This window comes from Bradyrhizobium huanghuaihaiense (genome assembly GCF_007830635.1).
Classification (GTDB): Bacteria; Pseudomonadota; Alphaproteobacteria; order Rhizobiales; family Xanthobacteraceae; genus Bradyrhizobium; species Bradyrhizobium huanghuaihaiense.
Genome location: NZ_VLLA01000002.1, coordinates 512629 through 528370, shown reverse-complemented (window position 1 = coordinate 528370; position 15742 = coordinate 512629). Strand labels below are relative to the sequence as shown.

The window sequence follows — 15742 nt, the reverse complement described above, 5'->3', positions numbered from 1 at the left end:
ATCGTCCCAGATAAGGCAGTGCCGGTGCCGCATTATTACTTCGACATCAGGGACGGCAAAGCACTCGCTGTGGACGAAGAGGGACTGAATCTGACGAACCAGAGAGCTGCCGAGATCGAAGCTGCGCTGTCTCTTGCCGATAGCGCCAAGGACCTTGCGCCGTCCGCGAGCGGCCGCGGCCTGGCGATCGAGGTGCGCGATGCCAATGGCCCGATCTTTCGGGCGGCATTTCTCTTCGGGACCGCCCGGTCGAACGATTGAGATCGCCCCAGGAGTTCGGCCTGAAGCGCGGTGAGAATAGATGAATCGCCACCGCGCTTCAGGTTGTTGCCTAGGCATGATCTTTCGGAAAACCGCTTCGCACTTTGCGCTAACGCGGCCCTCGGGTCGGGATCATGCTTCAGAGCATCGAGAGGACGACGACGCCGTCCTCGAGCTCACCTGACGCGAGGCGCGCCCGTGCGATACGCTCGAACTCCGTCCGGTATTTCTGAAGATAGCTGAAGGCCTGCCTCTGCGTCCGGAAGGTCGTGGCAAGACGGCATAGCTGTCGGCCTGCGCCAAGCGCGAGAAAGAAGGTGATGGTGCCGCCGTCATCCGGCTTGATCCTAGGCACGGCCCGCGCTCTCTGGCATGTGAACGGCCCTTTTCAGGTTCTCGGCGACGCTGTTGAATCCGGCTATCGCGGCAATTTCCTCGCGCGCTTCTTCGGTACAGGCGCCGGCAACGATGCACTAAGACTGGCGTCGGCAGCTTCCTTGGCCTCACGCAGCTCGCGAAGCCGCGCCATGTTCTTGCGGATATCGACAGCGCGCCTTTCGACATCCGCGACCGCCCGCGCGCCCTCTTCGGCGGCCAGGCGTTGACGCTCGGCCCGCGCGACGGATTCGGGTGACGGCTCGGCCGTTTTCTTCGCGCTCATCTTTTGGCGCTCATCTTTCACCCTGCCCGGCAACGGAGAAAACCCGCTCAATCCCAGGGATCGAGCGGGTCGCATGGCCGTTTCAGTACATCCGTGAAACGGCGCTACAGAATTCAAGCCAGCGAGAGATTCTCCGCGCTGACCTTGCCCCGCATCTTGTCGGTCTTGACCTCGAAGCTGACCTTCTGGCCCTCGGCGAGACCCGCAAGGCCTGCCCGCTCGACCGCGCTGACGTGAACGAACACGTCATTGCCGCCGTCGTCGGGTTGAATGAATCCAAAACCCTTCTGGCCGTTGAACCACTTCACTGTACCTGTCGCCATTCTCTTCTCCAAAGCGCGCGAGCGCGTAGTCCGCGTGACGCTCACGCAGATCATTTCAATTCGTCGATGTCTCTGGAAAAGGAGCCCGCGGGCGCATTCAACAAGGCACAGCGGCTGAACGAATGAAGTGACGCTATACCTCGCCATCGACATTAGCAAGGCTTCGGGCAGATTTAATCGCGCCCGCAGCCGGCGGCGGCCCGACCTCGGTTCCAACCTCAGCTATCGCCTGAGCTCTCTGATGAGGTTCGCCAACCGTGGATCGTCAGGCCGGAGAAGCGCCAGTCGCTCGGCGTAACCAAGCGCCGCAGCGATGTCTCCCTTCTCCCTGCTGAAGCTCAAAGCGGCTGAAAGCAGCTCCAGATTGTTCGGATGAGCGCGCAGGCTCTGATTCAGCACGGAAAGTGCATCGTCGCGCCGGCCCACCCCGTTCAGTCCTATGGCATAGACGTAGGCGTACCGCATTTGGCCAGGGTCGAGAGAGGTCGCCCGACGCAGCTCGTCGAGGGCCTCCTCGCTGCGCTTCTGGCGCACGAGTGTCAGACCAAGCGCGTAGTGGAGTGATGCGGCCTGCGCCGACGTGGAGAGTGCCTCACGCAGGATTTTCTCCCCGTCACTGTCGCGTCCGAGCTGCCGGTACAGGTCGGACAGGTTGACGGCGGCCGCCGCAAACGAGGGATCGAGCCTGAGGGCGGCGCGGTATTCGGCCTCCGCCGCGCCGGGATTGGCCTGGCGCCGGAAGAAGTCGCCGAGCGCCGTTCGCGAATCCGGCCGATCAGCATTCAGCTTCTGCGCAACAATGAATTCGGCAGCCGCCCGCATGAACTTGTCGCGATCGGCCGGTGGCTGGCGCGCTGGAGGCATGGCGGCCAAAACTTCGGCGGCGCGAATGCGGACACCACGCACGGGATCGCTCAGCTGCGCCGAAGCGAGCGGCCAGAGCTGATCGGCCGGCACTCCTTCGAGCCGATCGAGCGCGCCGAGCCTCACGAGCGGATCGGAATCGGAAAGCCCCTGCCGGATCAGATCGAGAACCGGCGCCGGAAGCTCCGCCAGCGCGCTGGCGCGGACGAGACCGGGAACGTCAGCCGATTCAGCGATTGCGGCGAGCTGCGCTTGCGCGTCGGCAGCTTCGCTCCAGGCAGCATGAAATGCCCGCGCCCAGGTCTGATGGCCGCGTCGCTCCGGCCCGAACCAGCCCTCGATCTGATGCGCTGCCCAGGCCGCCGGCTTGTCGCGATGGCAGTCGTTGCACGCATTCGGTGCGCCCGTCTGCACCGAGAGATCGGGGCGCGGAACGCGGAAGCCGTGGTCGTGGCGACGGTCGACGACCATGTAGCGGCGTTCCGGCATGTGGCAGGCCGGACAGCCCAACGGCGGCGAGACATCGGCGTGGCGCCGGTGCGCCACGGACTCATATTTGGCGGGCGCATGGCACTGCGAACAAGCACCGTCTCCGGGCGCCCTCAACGCTGCACTGTGCGGGTCGTGGCAGTCGCTGCAGGTGACGCCCTTGGCGAACATCCTGCTCTGCTTGAACGGCGCGTAATTGTAGGTCTCCTCGTCGTCGCGCATCTGGCCGTCGGCATGAAAGCGCTGGCGGTCGAGCAGCGATACGCGGTGTGTGTCGGAGAGCGATCGGCCCGGTATCCAGTCTTCCGAAAGCTGCCCGCGGCGCGCATGGCAGCGCCCGCAGGTCTCGACCTCCTTGCGCAGGGCCGGCGCCGGCGCGCTGCGTGCCGGCATCAATGTGCCGGCGGAGGCGGACCAGGTGATGCCGGTGCGCTCGTCGAAGCGGACCAGCAGGCCGTTATCGGCGGTGCGCGCCGCCGGCTTGCCGCGCGCCCAGGTGACGTGGCGCGAGCCTGCACCGTGGCACGCCTCACAGCCAACACTGACCTCGGAAAAAGTAGTCGCGAACCTGTCCCGGTCGGCATTGTAGCCCTTGTGCACATCAGTCGAATGGCATTCCGCACACATGAAATTCCAGTTCTGGCTCAGCTTCGTCCAGTGCAGGGGATCGCTGCTGGTGATGGCGCTGTCCGGATAAAGATGTAACCAGCGCTGACCGCCCTGCTCTTTCGGCCGCGTGTCCCAGGCGATGGACAAGGCCTGGACGCGGCCGTCCGGGAATTCGATCAGATATTGCTGCAGCGGGTCGATGCCGAAGGTGTATTTCACCTCGAAGACGGCGAGCTTGCCATCGGCACCGTCGGTCTCGACCATGAACTTGTCGTTCTTCCGGAAGAAGCGCGAACGTGTACCGGCATAGTCGAAGGTGACGTCGCTGAAATCGCCGCGCACGGATTGCGCGGTCGCATGATCCATGGCGTGGCGGTGTTGCGACATCTGCCAGAGTTTCGCCTCGGCCTGGTGACAGCCGGCACAGGACTCGCTCCCGACGAAGGCCAATTCGACCACTGCGGGAAGCTGGATCGGGGCCTTTGACGTCGCGAACCAGAGCAGGCCGACGGCGATCGCGGCGGCAAATATGCCCGCGACGGCGATCCACCGCTTCGTGGTGCCCGCGGAGGCAGGCCGTGACTGCGGTGAGGAACGATCTGGTTCAGGCGCTCGCGCCGTGCGGACCTTGTCGCGCTTGCGGTTCTTTCGCGAGCCTCGTGCCACGTCTGCTTACCGCTCCAGCCGTTCAACCGCCGTTTGGCTCACACGTGAAGATCGCTGCCATGAACCGCCGCGCACTTCGTCACCGCAGCGGTTCGACCTTGGCGGCCATGTCTGGCGCGCGGCTCACCCGATAGCTCGCATTGCTGCATCTGAGCACCCAGACCCCATAATCGGCCCTCGAGCGCGCGGCATCCTTGGTTGCGCCCAGCGGCTTGTCGCAAGTAAACCCCTGCGAGCGGATTTGTGCGGCAAGCAAGCCCTGAAGCGTCTCCGCCGCGCCCTGCGCCGCAGCGCGGCCGACGGACAAGACGTCGATCAGCGCAAGCGTTGCAATGAAGATCCAACGACCGTTCTTCATGAGCCTCTCCGATCTCGCATCGCGTGCCTTTGACCGCCGGGAGCCGATTGGCTTCCCGGCGGTCTCGCGCCAGCTATTGGCGGGCACACTCCTGAACGAACTTGACGCGGTCCACCATACCAAGGCCCTTCGCCTCGGCCTGCTTGCGACAGCCTTCTCGCTTGTCCATTCGGACCTGGATCTTCTCGACAAGGCTCAGGCCAACGGTGCCCACTTGTGCCCCGGACGAAGCAGTCTGTCCGTCGTCGGCGGATGGCCCATCACCGGCGGCGCGGGCGGCCTCCTGCAGCCGCTTGACGTCGTCCGGGCTCAGCTTGGGTCGGTCGATGTCCAGCGCAAGCCTGTTGATCTTTCCGGTGAAGGCGAACGGGGGCTGATAGTCGTTGTCGTCCACGGGCGTGCCGGTGTCGGACCCGATGTCGAACGCCTCGTCCCATTGCAGGATGAACGGCAGCGTGTGCTCCATCTTCTCGGTGGCTACCGCCTTGCCGTCGACCTTGAGCGTCCCGGTGCCGCCTTGTCCGATGCCGGTGTAGTTGCCGAACACCATGGTGCCCGCTCCAAGGCCATCGTACTTGAAGTCAAACTCGATGAGATGCTTGCCCGGCGTGAGCTCCGGTCCCTCCCAACGCACGCGCTTGAGGTCGACGAGGTTCCAGGTGAACACGGGCTTGCTCTTCAGGACATAGAGGCCATAGCCGCCAAACCGGCCGCCTTGCGTCACCAGCACACCTTCGGCGCCGCCATCGGGAATGTCGACGTCGACGTTGAAGTTGTAGGAGGAGTTGAGCAAGCTCGGCGCGTCACCATTCGGCGTGCCGGTCATCGGTCGCGTCCAGGCAAAGCTTGTGCGTCCCGCGCTGAGACTCGGACGGGGAGTGATCATGCGTGAGGCCACCGTCGAGTCGAGTGGCAGCACCTGATACTTTTCCGCCTCCTTCCAGAACAGCGCCTGCAGCTCTTTCAGCTTGTCCGGATTCTTGGCGGCGACGTCCTCGGCCTGCGTCCAGTCGTTGCGCAGGTCATAGAGCTCCCAGGGGTAGTCGCCCGGGCTCGGGAGTTTCGCGATCGTCACCCACGGCGGACGCAAGACCTTGGTCGAGGCGATCCAGCCGTCGTTATAGATGGCGCGATCGGCAAACATCTCGAAATACTGCGTCGTGTGCGTCGAAGGCGCATTCGCGTTCTTGGCATCGAACGTGTACGTCATGCTGACGCCCTCGATCGGGCTTTGCTTGATGCCGTCAACGATGTCCGGCTGCTTGATCCGCGCGGCCTCGAGAATGGTCGGCACGACGTCGATGACGTGGTGGAACTGATGGCGGATGCCACCCTTGTCCTTGATCACTTCCGGCCAGGAGATCGCCATGCCCTGGCGTGTCCCGCCGAAGTGGGAGACGATCTGCTTGGTCCAGGAGAATGGCGTGTCGAACGCCCAGGCCCAGCCGATCGACATGTGATTGTAGGTGCGGTCGGTGCCCCAGACGTCGTAGAAATATTTGAGCTGGTCCTCGACCGACGGGGTGATCTGGTTGAACATCGCCACCTCGTTCGGCGTGCCGTTGGGTTGCCCCTCGGCGCTCGTCCCGTTGTCGCCCTCGATATAGATGATGAGCGTGTTGTCGAGCTTGCCCATATCCTGGATCGACTGGATCACCCGGCCGATTTCGTTGTCGGCATAGGCGGCGTAGGCCGCGAACACCTCAGCCTGGCGGATGAACAGCTTCTTCTCGTCGGCCGAAAGCTGATCCCATTCCTTGATCAGGTCCTTTGGCCACGGCGTCAGCTTGGCATTCTGCGGAATGACACCGAGCTTCTTCTGGTTCTCGAAGATGGTCTCGCGCAGCTTGTTCCAGCCCTGGTCGAACAGGTGCATGTCGCCGATCTTCTTGACCCACTCCGGCGTCGGGTGATGCGGGGCATGGGTTGCGCCGGGCGCGAATTTCACGAAGAACGGCGTATCCGGCGATAGCGCGTTCATGCGATTGACATAGTCGATGGCCTCGTCAGCCATGGCCGTCACCAGATTCCAGCCGGGCTTTCCTTCATAGGGATAGATCGGCGTGGTATTGCGGACGAGATTGCCGGGCTCCCACTGGTTGGTGTCGCCGCCCATGAAGCCGTAGAAATATTCAAAGCCCATGCCGGTCGGCCACTGGTCAAACGGACCTGCCTGGCTCGCCTGGTATTCCGGCGTATTGTGGTTCTTGCCGAACCACGCGGTGTGATAGCCGTTATCGGACAGGATCCGGCCGATGGTCGCCTTGTCCTTGGTGATGATGCTGTCGTAGCCGGGGAAGCCGGTGGCCTGTTCGGCGATCACGCCGTAGCCCACCGAGTGATGGTTACGCCCGGTGATGAGTGCTGCGCGCGTCGGCGAGCACAATGCGGTCGAGTGGAAATTCGTGTAGCGCAATCCGTTCTGCGCGATGCGGTCGAGCGCCGGCGTCGGGATGACGCCTCCGAACGTGCTTGGCACACCGTAGCCGGCATCATCGGTGATGATGAGCAGCACGTTCGGTGCGCCCTTGGGCGGCACCACGCGCGAGGGCCAGAAAGGTGTCGAATTGCGCGCATCGCGCTCGATCTTGCCGCCGAACTGCTGCGGCGGCGGTGGCAGCTGATTGCCGGGAATGGTGATGGTCGCGGCGGGCGAGCCCGGAGGCGGTGCGGCTTGTTGGGCTTGCTGTGCGAATGCTGGCGAAGAAAGCGCAAGGGTCAGTGAAAATGCGACAAGATGAAAGGGTCGCGCAGTGCTCATGGCAATCACTCCCTTCAAATGAGGCACCATCATTTTCCGGCGACCAGAAAAAGGGCTTGATATGGATCAAGAGATCAAGATGGCGGATCAGACGCGGAGAAGTTGCAGACAGGGGAGCGGCGTTTTTCCGTAAATTCCCGGGGAACTCATCTCCATCGCGCCGGTATGATGGCGCGGCATTGTTGTTCTCTTGCTACACCTGATTGCAAAATATTCCCGGCACATCGACAACTATGGCAAGCACGGCCGGCTGGGTCATATGATCCGCACCATATCAGGCGCTCCCACTGGGCGAAGCTCGTGGTTCGGGAGGAGTCACCATGCGATTGACGAAAGCGTTTGCCGCTCTTGCATTTGCGGCCGTGGCATCAATACCGACCAAGACCTTGGCCGACGAGAGCGGCATCAGCTTCTGGATTCCGGGCCTATTCGGCAGCCTTGCTGCCACACCTCAGCAACCGGGCTGGACGGCCGCTGCGATCTACTATCACACCTCGGTGTCCGCCGGCGGTGACGTGGCGCGGGCGCGCGAAATTCAGATCGGACGTATCCCTGCGAACCTGACGGCCACGTTGAACGCGAATGTCAATGCGAGCGTGGATCTCGGCCTCTTGAACGCAACCTACGTCTTCGCAACGCCGGTGCTGGGCGGTCAGGCCTCGGCCACCCTGATGGGAGTCTACGGTGCAAACACAACTTCGCTGAACGGATTGGTGACGGGAACGCTTGCGACGCCGCTCGGCTCGATTCCGTTCTCGCGCTTCGATTCGATCAGCGATTCCGTGACCGCCTTTGGCGATGTGATCCCGCAATTCTCGCTGCGCTGGAATGCCGGTGTCAACAACTACATGACATACATCACCGGCGATATTCCGGTCGGGGCTTACCAGTCGACCCGGCTCGCCAATATCGGGCTTGGACATGGCGCGATCGACGCGGGCGGCGGCTATACTTATTTCAATCCGCAGACCGGACATGAGCTGTCCGGCGTGCTCGGCTTCACCTACAATTTCAAGAACACCGATACACAGTATCAGAGTGGCGTGGACATGCACTTCGACTGGGGCGCGTCCCAGTTCCTGAGCAAGCAGGTGCAGGTGGGGCTCGTCGGCTATGTCTACCAGCAACTCGGCTGCGACAGCGGATCCGGCGATCGCGTCGGCTGCTTCCGCTCGCGGGTGGCCGGGATCGGCCCGCAGATCGGATTCATCTTCCCACTCGGCGACAAACAGGGCTACCTCAACTTCAAGGGCTACAAGGAATTCGCCGCGGAGAACCGGCCCGAGGGCTGGAATGCGTGGGTCACGTTCGTGATTTCGCCGGCGGCGCCGCCGCCCGCAGTGACGCCGACGAAGCACGTCATCACGAAGTGACGGGCGTTGGTGTCTGGAGCGCAGGGCTGTCGCTTGGCAAGTGACGTTGCTCGTCCTTCAGCCGTCAGACTATAGTTCGGGCTTTCCTCGTGGGCCCGACCAAGCCCTCATTCAGCGTCGCCGTCATCGGCGCCGGTGAAGGCGCCGGCCCGCAGCTGCCACGAAACTGGAGGTCAGCATGTCACTGCTCGGCAAGGCCGCCGTTGCGATGTGGTGGAGCGTCCGCCCCGAACAGCGCGCCGAGTTCGGCGACTGGCATTCCCACGAACATTTCCCGGAGCGGATGAGCATTCCCGGCTTCCGGCGCGGATCGCGCTGGAGCAGCACGACGGATGCCGAAGGCTTCTTCGTGCTCTATGAGCTCGAGCAGTACGACGTGCTGACGTCGAAGGGATATCTCGACCGCCTCAATGCGCCGACGCCGTGGTCGACCAGGATGATGCCGCATCATCTGGGCATGGTGCGCAGCCAGTGCCGCATCGTCGCAAGCTTTGGCGGCGGGATCGCGGCCTCGATCGCGACCATCCGGCTTTCGCCGCAGGCCGGACGTGAAACGGCGTTGCAGGCGCACCTCTCAGAGAGGCTCGGTGCGTTGGCGCAGAAGCCGGGACTGACGGGCGCCCACCTGCTTCTGACCGACACACCGAGGGCGAGCGCGCCCACGACCGAGCAGCAGATCCGCGGCAAGGACGGCGCCGCCGACTGGATCGTGCTGCTGTCCGGCTACGATGACGACGCAGTCGCGCGCGCGGTTGCCGACCGGTTGTCGCCACCAGCGCTTCAGCCTCACGGCGCCTGCGACAATCCGGTCATCGGCCACTACCGGCTGGCCTTCACGATGACACCGCAGGATGTCGCAGCGAACTAGCCGGCACGGCAGCAAGAAAATCCGAGCCGTCGTGTCGGATCGGCGGCATCACGGTCGTCCTTGAGACATGAATGGGCTGTAGACGCCAATGTACGCCCATCGATGCAAGAGGATGAAAGAACATGCCCAGCACCGTACGTCTCCATCGCGTTCTGACGACGAGCCCGGAAAAGGTTTATCGCGCCTTCCTGGAGGCGGATGCGTTGGCAAAATGGCTGCCGCCGAACGGCTTCACCTGCACCGTGCATCATTTCGAGCCCAAGGTCGGCGGCACGTTCAAGATGTCGTTCCGGAACTTCACGACGGGGAACAGCCACGCCTTCGGCGGCGAATATCTCGAGCTCGTCCCCGGCGAGCGCCTGCGCTACACCGACAGGTTCGACGATCCCAATCTGCCGGGCGAAATCCAGGTCACCGTGATCCTGAAGAAGGTCTCGGTCGGCACCGAGGTGGACATCACGCAGGCCGGCATCCCCGACGTCATCCCGCCGGAGGCCTGTTACCTCGGCTGGCAGGAGTCGCTGCGGAATCTGGCGAAACTCGTCGAGCCCGAGATCAACCAGTAGCGGTAGCATCAGTATTCGTAGGGTGGGCAAAGCGCAGCGTGCCCACCTACGTCGTCATTGCGAGCGCAGCGAAGCAATCCAGAGTCCCTCCGCAGAACGATTCTGGATTGCTTCGCTGCGCTCGCAAAGACGGAGAATGAGGAACTCTCCGAGAGAACTACTCACATCGAGTCGGCAGGTGCTGCAGAGCCCTGTGAACTGCCAATGCCAGCAATGCACCGATTGCGAACGATCGCTACGCGCCCTTCGGCTTGAGCCCGCCATCCGCGGTCCAGCGGTCCGGCTCCGGACTGTGCCCGATCAAGGCGAGACCGTAGGCGATCGACTCGAACTGGTCGCCCGACATCAGCCGCTCGTTGCCGAAGCGGTCGGCGAACAGCTTTCGGACCGCGGGCACGAAGGACGTGCCGCCGGTCAGAAACACCTTCTCCACCTCGCGCGCGGTGATGCCGGCTTCGTTCAGCACCTTGTCGACGGTCGCACCCAGACGGGCGATATCGTCGGCGATCCAGGATTCAAAATTCTTGCGGGTGATGGTCGCGCCGATGTCGACGCCGCCGCCCTTGAAACGGAAGTCGGTCTGGTCCTGCCCCGACAGCGCGACCTTGGCGTCGGACACGGCGCGGTACAGCGAGAAGCCGAGATCGAAGTCGACGATGGTGATGAAATCCTCGAGCAGCTCCGGCTTCAGCGCGGTGCGCGCCAGCTCGCGAAGCTCGCGCAGGTCGCCGTTGCTCTTCATCATCGCGAGCTGATGCCAGCGTGCCAGATTGGTGTAGTGGCCGCTCGGGACCGGCAGCACCTTGTCGAACGAGCGGAAGCTCGAGCCCTTGCCGAGCCGCGGCGAGACGACGTGGTCGACGATGCGATAGTCGAACGTGTCGCCGGCAATGCCGATGCCGGCGTGTCCCAGCGGCTCGGCGCGCAGCGTGCCGCCCGCGCGCGAAAAGCGCATCACCGAGAAGTCGCTGGTGCCGCCGCCGAAATCCGCGACCAGCACGGTGGCATCGCGCTCGAGCCTTCGGGCGAAGGAGAACGCCGCCCCCACGGGCTCGTAGACATAACGCGCGTGGCCGGCACCCAAGCGCTCGAACGCGGCCCGGTAACGCTGCATCGCCAGCGCCTCGTCGGGATTGCCGCCGGCGAAGCGCACCGGGCGGCCGACCGTGATGTTGGACGTCTCGAAGCCGAACTTCTCGCCGCCATGGCGCGCCAGCGTGCGCAGGAACGCCGCCAGGATGTCCTCGAACTTGAAGCGCTGGCGAAAGACCTGCGTGGTGTTGAAGCTGCTGCTGGCCGCAAAAGTCTTGAACGACTGCAGGAAGCGGTAGACGTGGCGCCCCTCGAGGAACGTCTCGATCGCCCACGGCCCGCCTTCGGCCTGGGCGCCGGCGCCGGGCCGGTCCTCCCAGAAGCACAGCGCCGACACATAGGTGCTGTGGCGCTGTCCGCCGTGATCGAAGCGGATGGCCTCGACCCGGCGGTCGTCCGCCGCAAGGGCGACGACCGTATTGCTGGTCCCAAAATCGATGCCGATCGAGACGGCGGGCGAGGCGCTCGACATGAACCACTCTGACAGTTGATTGGAAAAGGGGGCAGAGCACTAACGGCTTTGGCCCGCCCTGCCAAGAGCCGGTTTGCTGCAGCGCGGTCGGAATTCGCAGTCCGCCGGGCGCCGTGCCGTGTCGCGTGAACAGGGCTATTCCGCTCGCTGGAGGTCGAAATCCCTGTTTTTTATATCCACACCGGCAATTTTAAGTCCGGAACGGCCGCTTTAACGGGATATTATGCTGCAATGCGGCAGAGCACATGCTGCCATGCAATGGCATGCATGGACACTGGCATCTGGTATACGTAGATTGCCCTTCGAAATGAGACAGCATCACTGACCGTCTCAAGAAAGGGAATTCCGATGTCCAAGACCGCTACCGTCGCTCTCGCCCCCTCCTCCACGCTGTTCGCCCGCTTCCTGGCCGCGGTCGACCGCTTCCTGATGGCGAGCGCCGAGATCTCGAATCACAACGGCGACCTGCCCCGTTTCGGCCTCTGAGAAGGCTTTCCACGCGCAGCCGCAACGGCGCGCTGGTAGACACGTTTCAAGGACCGTACGTCCGATCAAATGGCCCCGCATGACGGGGCCATTTTCTTTTTTTGAGCACCCACCTCGCCCGCGAACACAACTGCGACGATTGGTCCGCCGACATGACCCTTTGATCTAATTGTTTGTCTGCTGGCATCTCGCATACCATTCGGGAACCAAGAACAATTGCACAAATTGAAGGTGCGGGACGGGAACAGGAAGGACCGAGGGCGAAGCGCACTTGCCGTGATCCTCGGCAGAGCCTTAGCCGAAAGGAGCGGATGCCGGGCCCTGTCCCCTGCTCATAAAGTGCTGGCTGGGACTGCAATGGGAGATCGACCAACAAGGTGACCCCAAGCATCTGAATCGAGATGGGCTGACGCAAGCCGCCAGAGAGTGGCTGCGTTCGAGGTTCGACAGGGAGAGAAACAAGATGAAGCCATTCGTTCTGAATGTCGCTTTGGCGGCAATCGCGATGTCGTGCGCCAATAGCACCGCAAGCCGTGCTGCCTGGGAACCGGTCCGTCCGGTCGAGTTCATCGTGCCCGCGGGCACCGGCGGCGGCGCCGACCAGATGGCACGCACCATCCAGGGCATCGTCACCAAGCACAATCTCATGAAGCAGCCGCTGGTCGTCATCAACAAGGCCGGCGGCGCAGGCGGCGAAGGCTTCCTCGACGTGAAGACGTCGTCGGGCAATCCGCACAAGATCATCATCACGCTGTCGAACCTGTTCACGACGCCGCTGGCGACGGGTATTCCGTTCAACTGGAAAGATCTCACCCCGGTCGCGATGCTGGCGCTCGACGAATTCGTGCTCTGGGTCAACGCCGAGAAGCCGTACAACAGCGTCAAGGATTACGTCGACGCTGCAAAGAAGGCTCCGAGCGGCTCGTTCAAGATGGGCGGCACCGGCTCGAAGCAGGAAGACCAGATCATCACGGTCGGCATCGAGAAGGTGATCGACGCGAAATTCACCTACATCCCCTACAAGGGCGGCGGCGAAGTCGCGGTTCAACTCGTCGGAAATCACGTCGATTCCACCGTCAACAATCCGATCGAGGCGGTCGCGCAATGGCGCGGCGGCAAGCTTCGTCCGCTCTGCGTCTTCGACGCCCAGCCAATGGCCTATGACGAGCCGATCGCCGACGGCAAGGCCTGGAAGGATATTCCGACCTGCAAGTCGCAGGGCCTCGCGATGGAATATCTCATGCTGCGCGGGATCTTCATGTCGCCCAAGGCCACGAAGGACCAGATCGAATACTACGTCGAGCTGTTCAAGAAGGTCCGCGCCACGCCGGAGTGGCAGGAATTCATGAAGAACGGCGCCTTCAACACGACCTTCCTGGCGGGAGCCGACTACGCCAAGTGGATCGAGGCGGAGGAGAAGCGCCACGAAGGCCTGATGAAGGAAGCCGGATTCCTCGCATCGGGGAATTGACGCACGACGTCGATGACGGCTGAGGACGCTGGTCGTCCTCACGCCTGCCGCGAAAGACCGCGTTTCGCCTGGAGGTCCCATGACTGAACAATCCGGATCCGAATCTGGCCCGGCACACAAGACGCTGGAAATCGGCATGGCGCTGTTGATCGGCGTCTTCGGGCTGGTCGTGATCTTCGGCAGCCTGAAAGCCGGCATCAACTGGGGCGCGGAGGGCCCGCGGGCCGGCTTCTTCCCCTTCTATGTCGGCGCCGCCATCGTCGGCGCGAGCGCCATCAACCTCTGGAGCGCGCGGCGCCACGACGACGGCCGGCTGTTCGCAGAATGGGGACAGCTTCGCCAGGTCATGAGCGTCGTCGTGCCCACCGCGATCTATGTCGGCTCGATGCCGTTCATCGGCCTCTACGTCTCCTCGATGGTGTTCATCGCCTGGTTCATGCGCTGGCTCGGCGGCTATCGCTGGCTGACGGTCGCCGCGGTGGCGGTCGGCATGCCGGTCGTGACCTATCTCGTCTTCGAGCGCTGGTTCCTGGTCCCGCTTCCCAAGGGGCCGCTCGAGGAATGGCTAGGTCTGTAAGAGCTACGCATTCATTCAATTGCTGCTGCAGGACGTATTGATATGGAAGAGTTGGCCAATCTGTTTCACGGCTTCGCGGTCGCCCTGCAGCCCTACAACATCATGCTGATGATCATCGGCATCACGCTCGGGGTCATCATCGGCGTGCTGCCGGGGCTTGGCGGCGCCAATGGCGTGGCGATCCTGCTGCCCCTCACCTTCAGCATGCCGCCGACATCGGCGATCATCATGCTGTCCTGCATCTATTGGGGCGCGTTGTTCGGCGGCGCCATCACCTCGATCCTGTTCAACATCCCCGGCGAGCCATGGTCCGTCGCGACCACCTTCGACGGCTATCCCATGGCGCAACAGGGCAGACCCGGCGAAGCCCTGACGGCGGCCTTCACCTCCTCCTTCGTGGGCGCGTTGTTTGCCGTCATCATGATCACGCTCGTCGCGCCCCTGGTCGCAGGCTTCGCGTTGCGATTTGGCCCGGCGGAAAAGTTCGCGGTTTACTTCCTCGCCTTCTGCAGCTTCGTCGGCCTCAGCAAGGAGCCGCCGTTCAAGACCATCGCGGCCATGATGATGGGCTTTGCGCTTGCAGCGGTCGGGCTGGATTCCATCACGGGACAGTTGCGGCTGACCTTCGGGGTTACCGAGTTGCTCAACGGCTTCGACTTCCTGATCGCCGTGATCGGCCTGTTCGGAATCGGCGAGATCCTGCTGACCATGGAGGAAGGGCTGGCGTTCCGCGGCGGCAATGCGAGCATCAACCTCCGCGTCGTGCTTCAGACCTGGCGCGAGCTGCCCGCCTACTGGATGACCTCACTGCGCTCCTGCCTGATCGGCTGCTGGATGGGCGTCACGCCCGCCGGCGCAACGCCGGCGTCCTTCATGAGCTACGGCATAGCGAAGCGGCTGGCGCGGCGCGGCAACAATTTCGGCAAGGGTGAGATCGAAGGCGTGATCGCGCCGGAGACGGCCGCGCACGCCGCAGGCACCTCGGCGCTGCTGCCGATGCTGTCGCTTGGCGTGCCCGGCTCGCCGACGGCTGCCGTGCTGCTTGGCGGATTGTTGATCTGGGGCCTGCAGCCCGGCCCGATGCTGTTCGTCGAACAGAAGGAATTCGTCTGGGGCCTGATCGCGTCGATGTATCTCGGCAATCTCGCCGGCCTCATCGTCGTGCTCACCTGCGTGCCGATCTTCGCCGCGATCCTGCGCGTGCCCTTCGGCATCATCGCCCCGCTGATCCTGGTGCTCTGCGCGATCGGCGCCTACTCGGTGCACAACAGCACCTTCGACGTGATGCTGATGCTGGTGTTCGGCGTGCTCGGCTATCTCCTGAAGAAGTGCAACTATCCGCTCGCGCCGCTTGTGCTCGCCATCGTGCTCGGCGACAAGGCGGAGGAAGCTTTCCGACAATCCCTGCTGGGATCGCAGGGGTCGCTCGGCGTGTTCTTTTCCAACGGCCTCGTCAGCACGATCATGGCGCTCGGCCTGGTGGCCCTGTTCTGGTCCGCGATCCAGGAAGGCTACAGCCGGCTGCGCATGTCGATGGCGTGAAGCGCGCCGCTGACCGCGTCAAATTCGCCGCACCCCGGACTTCTGGAATAAAGAATTCCAGGAATCGCGCGGTCCTCTGACGACGCGCATCCATCCTGGCGGCACTGCGCACGTCGACGTGTGCACGAGTGTAGATCAGCTTCCCAAAGCCGGTTTGCGGCACGCGGCGACAGCAGAGATATCTCGCAAATTCAAAGTCTTGCGCGTATAGGACCGTTGCAGCCGCTGTCCCGCCGCAGCGATTGGGGCTTTACAATTCCGCGGCCAGAGCGCATGTGACCGATCCCGCGATATTTCGCCGCA

At 63.2% G+C, this 15742-nt stretch carries 15 protein-coding genes; 8 read left to right on the top strand and 7 right to left on the bottom strand.

Translation table 11 applies throughout. The features are described 5' to 3' along the window. The first annotated feature begins 18 nt into the window (after positions 1–18). Positions 19–261 carry a DUF6894 family protein gene (locus tag IQ16_RS06400; protein WP_018647744.1) on the top strand — a complete coding sequence of 81 codons (243 nt, stop codon included), beginning with the start codon at positions 19–21 and terminating at the stop codon, positions 259–261. 139 nt (positions 262–400) lie between these two features. On the opposite strand, the gene IQ16_RS06395 is transcribed toward IQ16_RS06400, so the two are convergent. From IQ16_RS06395 to IQ16_RS06370, 6 genes are all read right to left on the bottom strand, one after another. Further along, positions 401–616: a hypothetical protein gene (locus IQ16_RS06395; RefSeq protein ID WP_018647745.1), complete on the bottom strand. Its 216-nt coding sequence runs from the start codon at positions 614–616 to the stop codon at positions 401–403. 63 nt (positions 617–679) lie between these two features. Continuing rightward, the gene (locus IQ16_RS06390) at positions 680–922 is read right to left on the bottom strand and encodes a hypothetical protein (RefSeq protein ID WP_026312770.1); all 243 of its coding nucleotides are present in this window, start codon (positions 920–922) and stop codon (positions 680–682) included. Between the two features lie 113 nt (positions 923–1035). Continuing rightward, positions 1036–1245 carry a cold-shock protein gene (locus tag IQ16_RS06385; RefSeq protein WP_018647747.1) on the bottom strand — a complete coding sequence of 70 codons (210 nt, stop codon included), beginning with the start codon at positions 1243–1245 and terminating at the stop codon, positions 1036–1038. Positions 1246–1467: 222 nt separating this feature from the next. Then, positions 1468–3873, bottom strand: coding sequence for a multiheme c-type cytochrome (locus IQ16_RS06380; protein ID WP_018647748.1), 2406 nt, complete (start codon positions 3871–3873; stop codon positions 1468–1470). 79 nt (positions 3874–3952) lie between these two features. Further along, positions 3953–4231, bottom strand: a complete 279-nt coding sequence (locus IQ16_RS06375) for a hypothetical protein (RefSeq protein WP_018647749.1) — start codon at positions 4229–4231, stop codon at positions 3953–3955. A gap of 73 nt (positions 4232–4304) precedes the next feature. Further along, complete coding sequence (locus IQ16_RS06370) at positions 4305–6992, bottom strand: arylsulfatase (RefSeq protein WP_018647750.1); 2688 nt, start codon at positions 6990–6992, stop codon at positions 4305–4307. A gap of 320 nt (positions 6993–7312) precedes the next feature. On the opposite strand from IQ16_RS06370, the gene IQ16_RS06365 reads away from it, so the two are divergent. From IQ16_RS06365 to IQ16_RS06355, 3 genes are all read left to right on the top strand, one after another. Next, positions 7313–8365, top strand: coding sequence for a SphA family protein (locus IQ16_RS06365; protein WP_080648170.1), 1053 nt, complete (start codon positions 7313–7315; stop codon positions 8363–8365). Positions 8366–8543: 178 nt separating this feature from the next. Beyond that, positions 8544–9233, top strand: coding sequence for a hypothetical protein (locus tag IQ16_RS06360; protein WP_018647752.1), 690 nt, complete (start codon positions 8544–8546; stop codon positions 9231–9233). A gap of 122 nt (positions 9234–9355) precedes the next feature. Beyond that, on the top strand, positions 9356–9799 hold the full coding sequence (locus IQ16_RS06355) for an SRPBCC family protein (protein ID WP_018647753.1): 444 nt from the start codon (positions 9356–9358) through the stop codon (positions 9797–9799). A 235-nt stretch (positions 9800–10034) separates the two neighbouring features. On the opposite strand, the gene IQ16_RS06350 is transcribed toward IQ16_RS06355, so the two are convergent. Then, the gene (locus tag IQ16_RS06350) at positions 10035–11363 is read right to left on the bottom strand and encodes an Hsp70 family protein (protein WP_018647754.1); all 1329 of its coding nucleotides are present in this window, start codon (positions 11361–11363) and stop codon (positions 10035–10037) included. Between the two features lie 348 nt (positions 11364–11711). On the opposite strand from IQ16_RS06350, the gene IQ16_RS45500 reads away from it, so the two are divergent. From IQ16_RS45500 to IQ16_RS06330, 4 genes are all read left to right on the top strand, one after another. Further along, a complete protein-coding gene (locus IQ16_RS45500) occupies positions 11712–11849 on the top strand; it encodes a hypothetical protein (protein WP_018647755.1) in 138 nt (45 codons plus the stop codon). A gap of 463 nt (positions 11850–12312) precedes the next feature. Then, complete coding sequence (locus IQ16_RS06340) at positions 12313–13320, top strand: Bug family tripartite tricarboxylate transporter substrate binding protein (protein ID WP_018647756.1); 1008 nt, start codon at positions 12313–12315, stop codon at positions 13318–13320. A gap of 79 nt (positions 13321–13399) precedes the next feature. Continuing rightward, on the top strand, positions 13400–13897 hold the full coding sequence (locus tag IQ16_RS06335; protein WP_018647757.1) for a tripartite tricarboxylate transporter TctB family protein: 498 nt from the start codon (positions 13400–13402) through the stop codon (positions 13895–13897). Positions 13898–13939: 42 nt separating this feature from the next. Continuing rightward, on the top strand, positions 13940–15439 hold the full coding sequence (locus IQ16_RS06330; protein ID WP_018647758.1) for a tripartite tricarboxylate transporter permease: 1500 nt from the start codon (positions 13940–13942) through the stop codon (positions 15437–15439). Positions 15440–15742 lie beyond the last annotated feature (303 nt).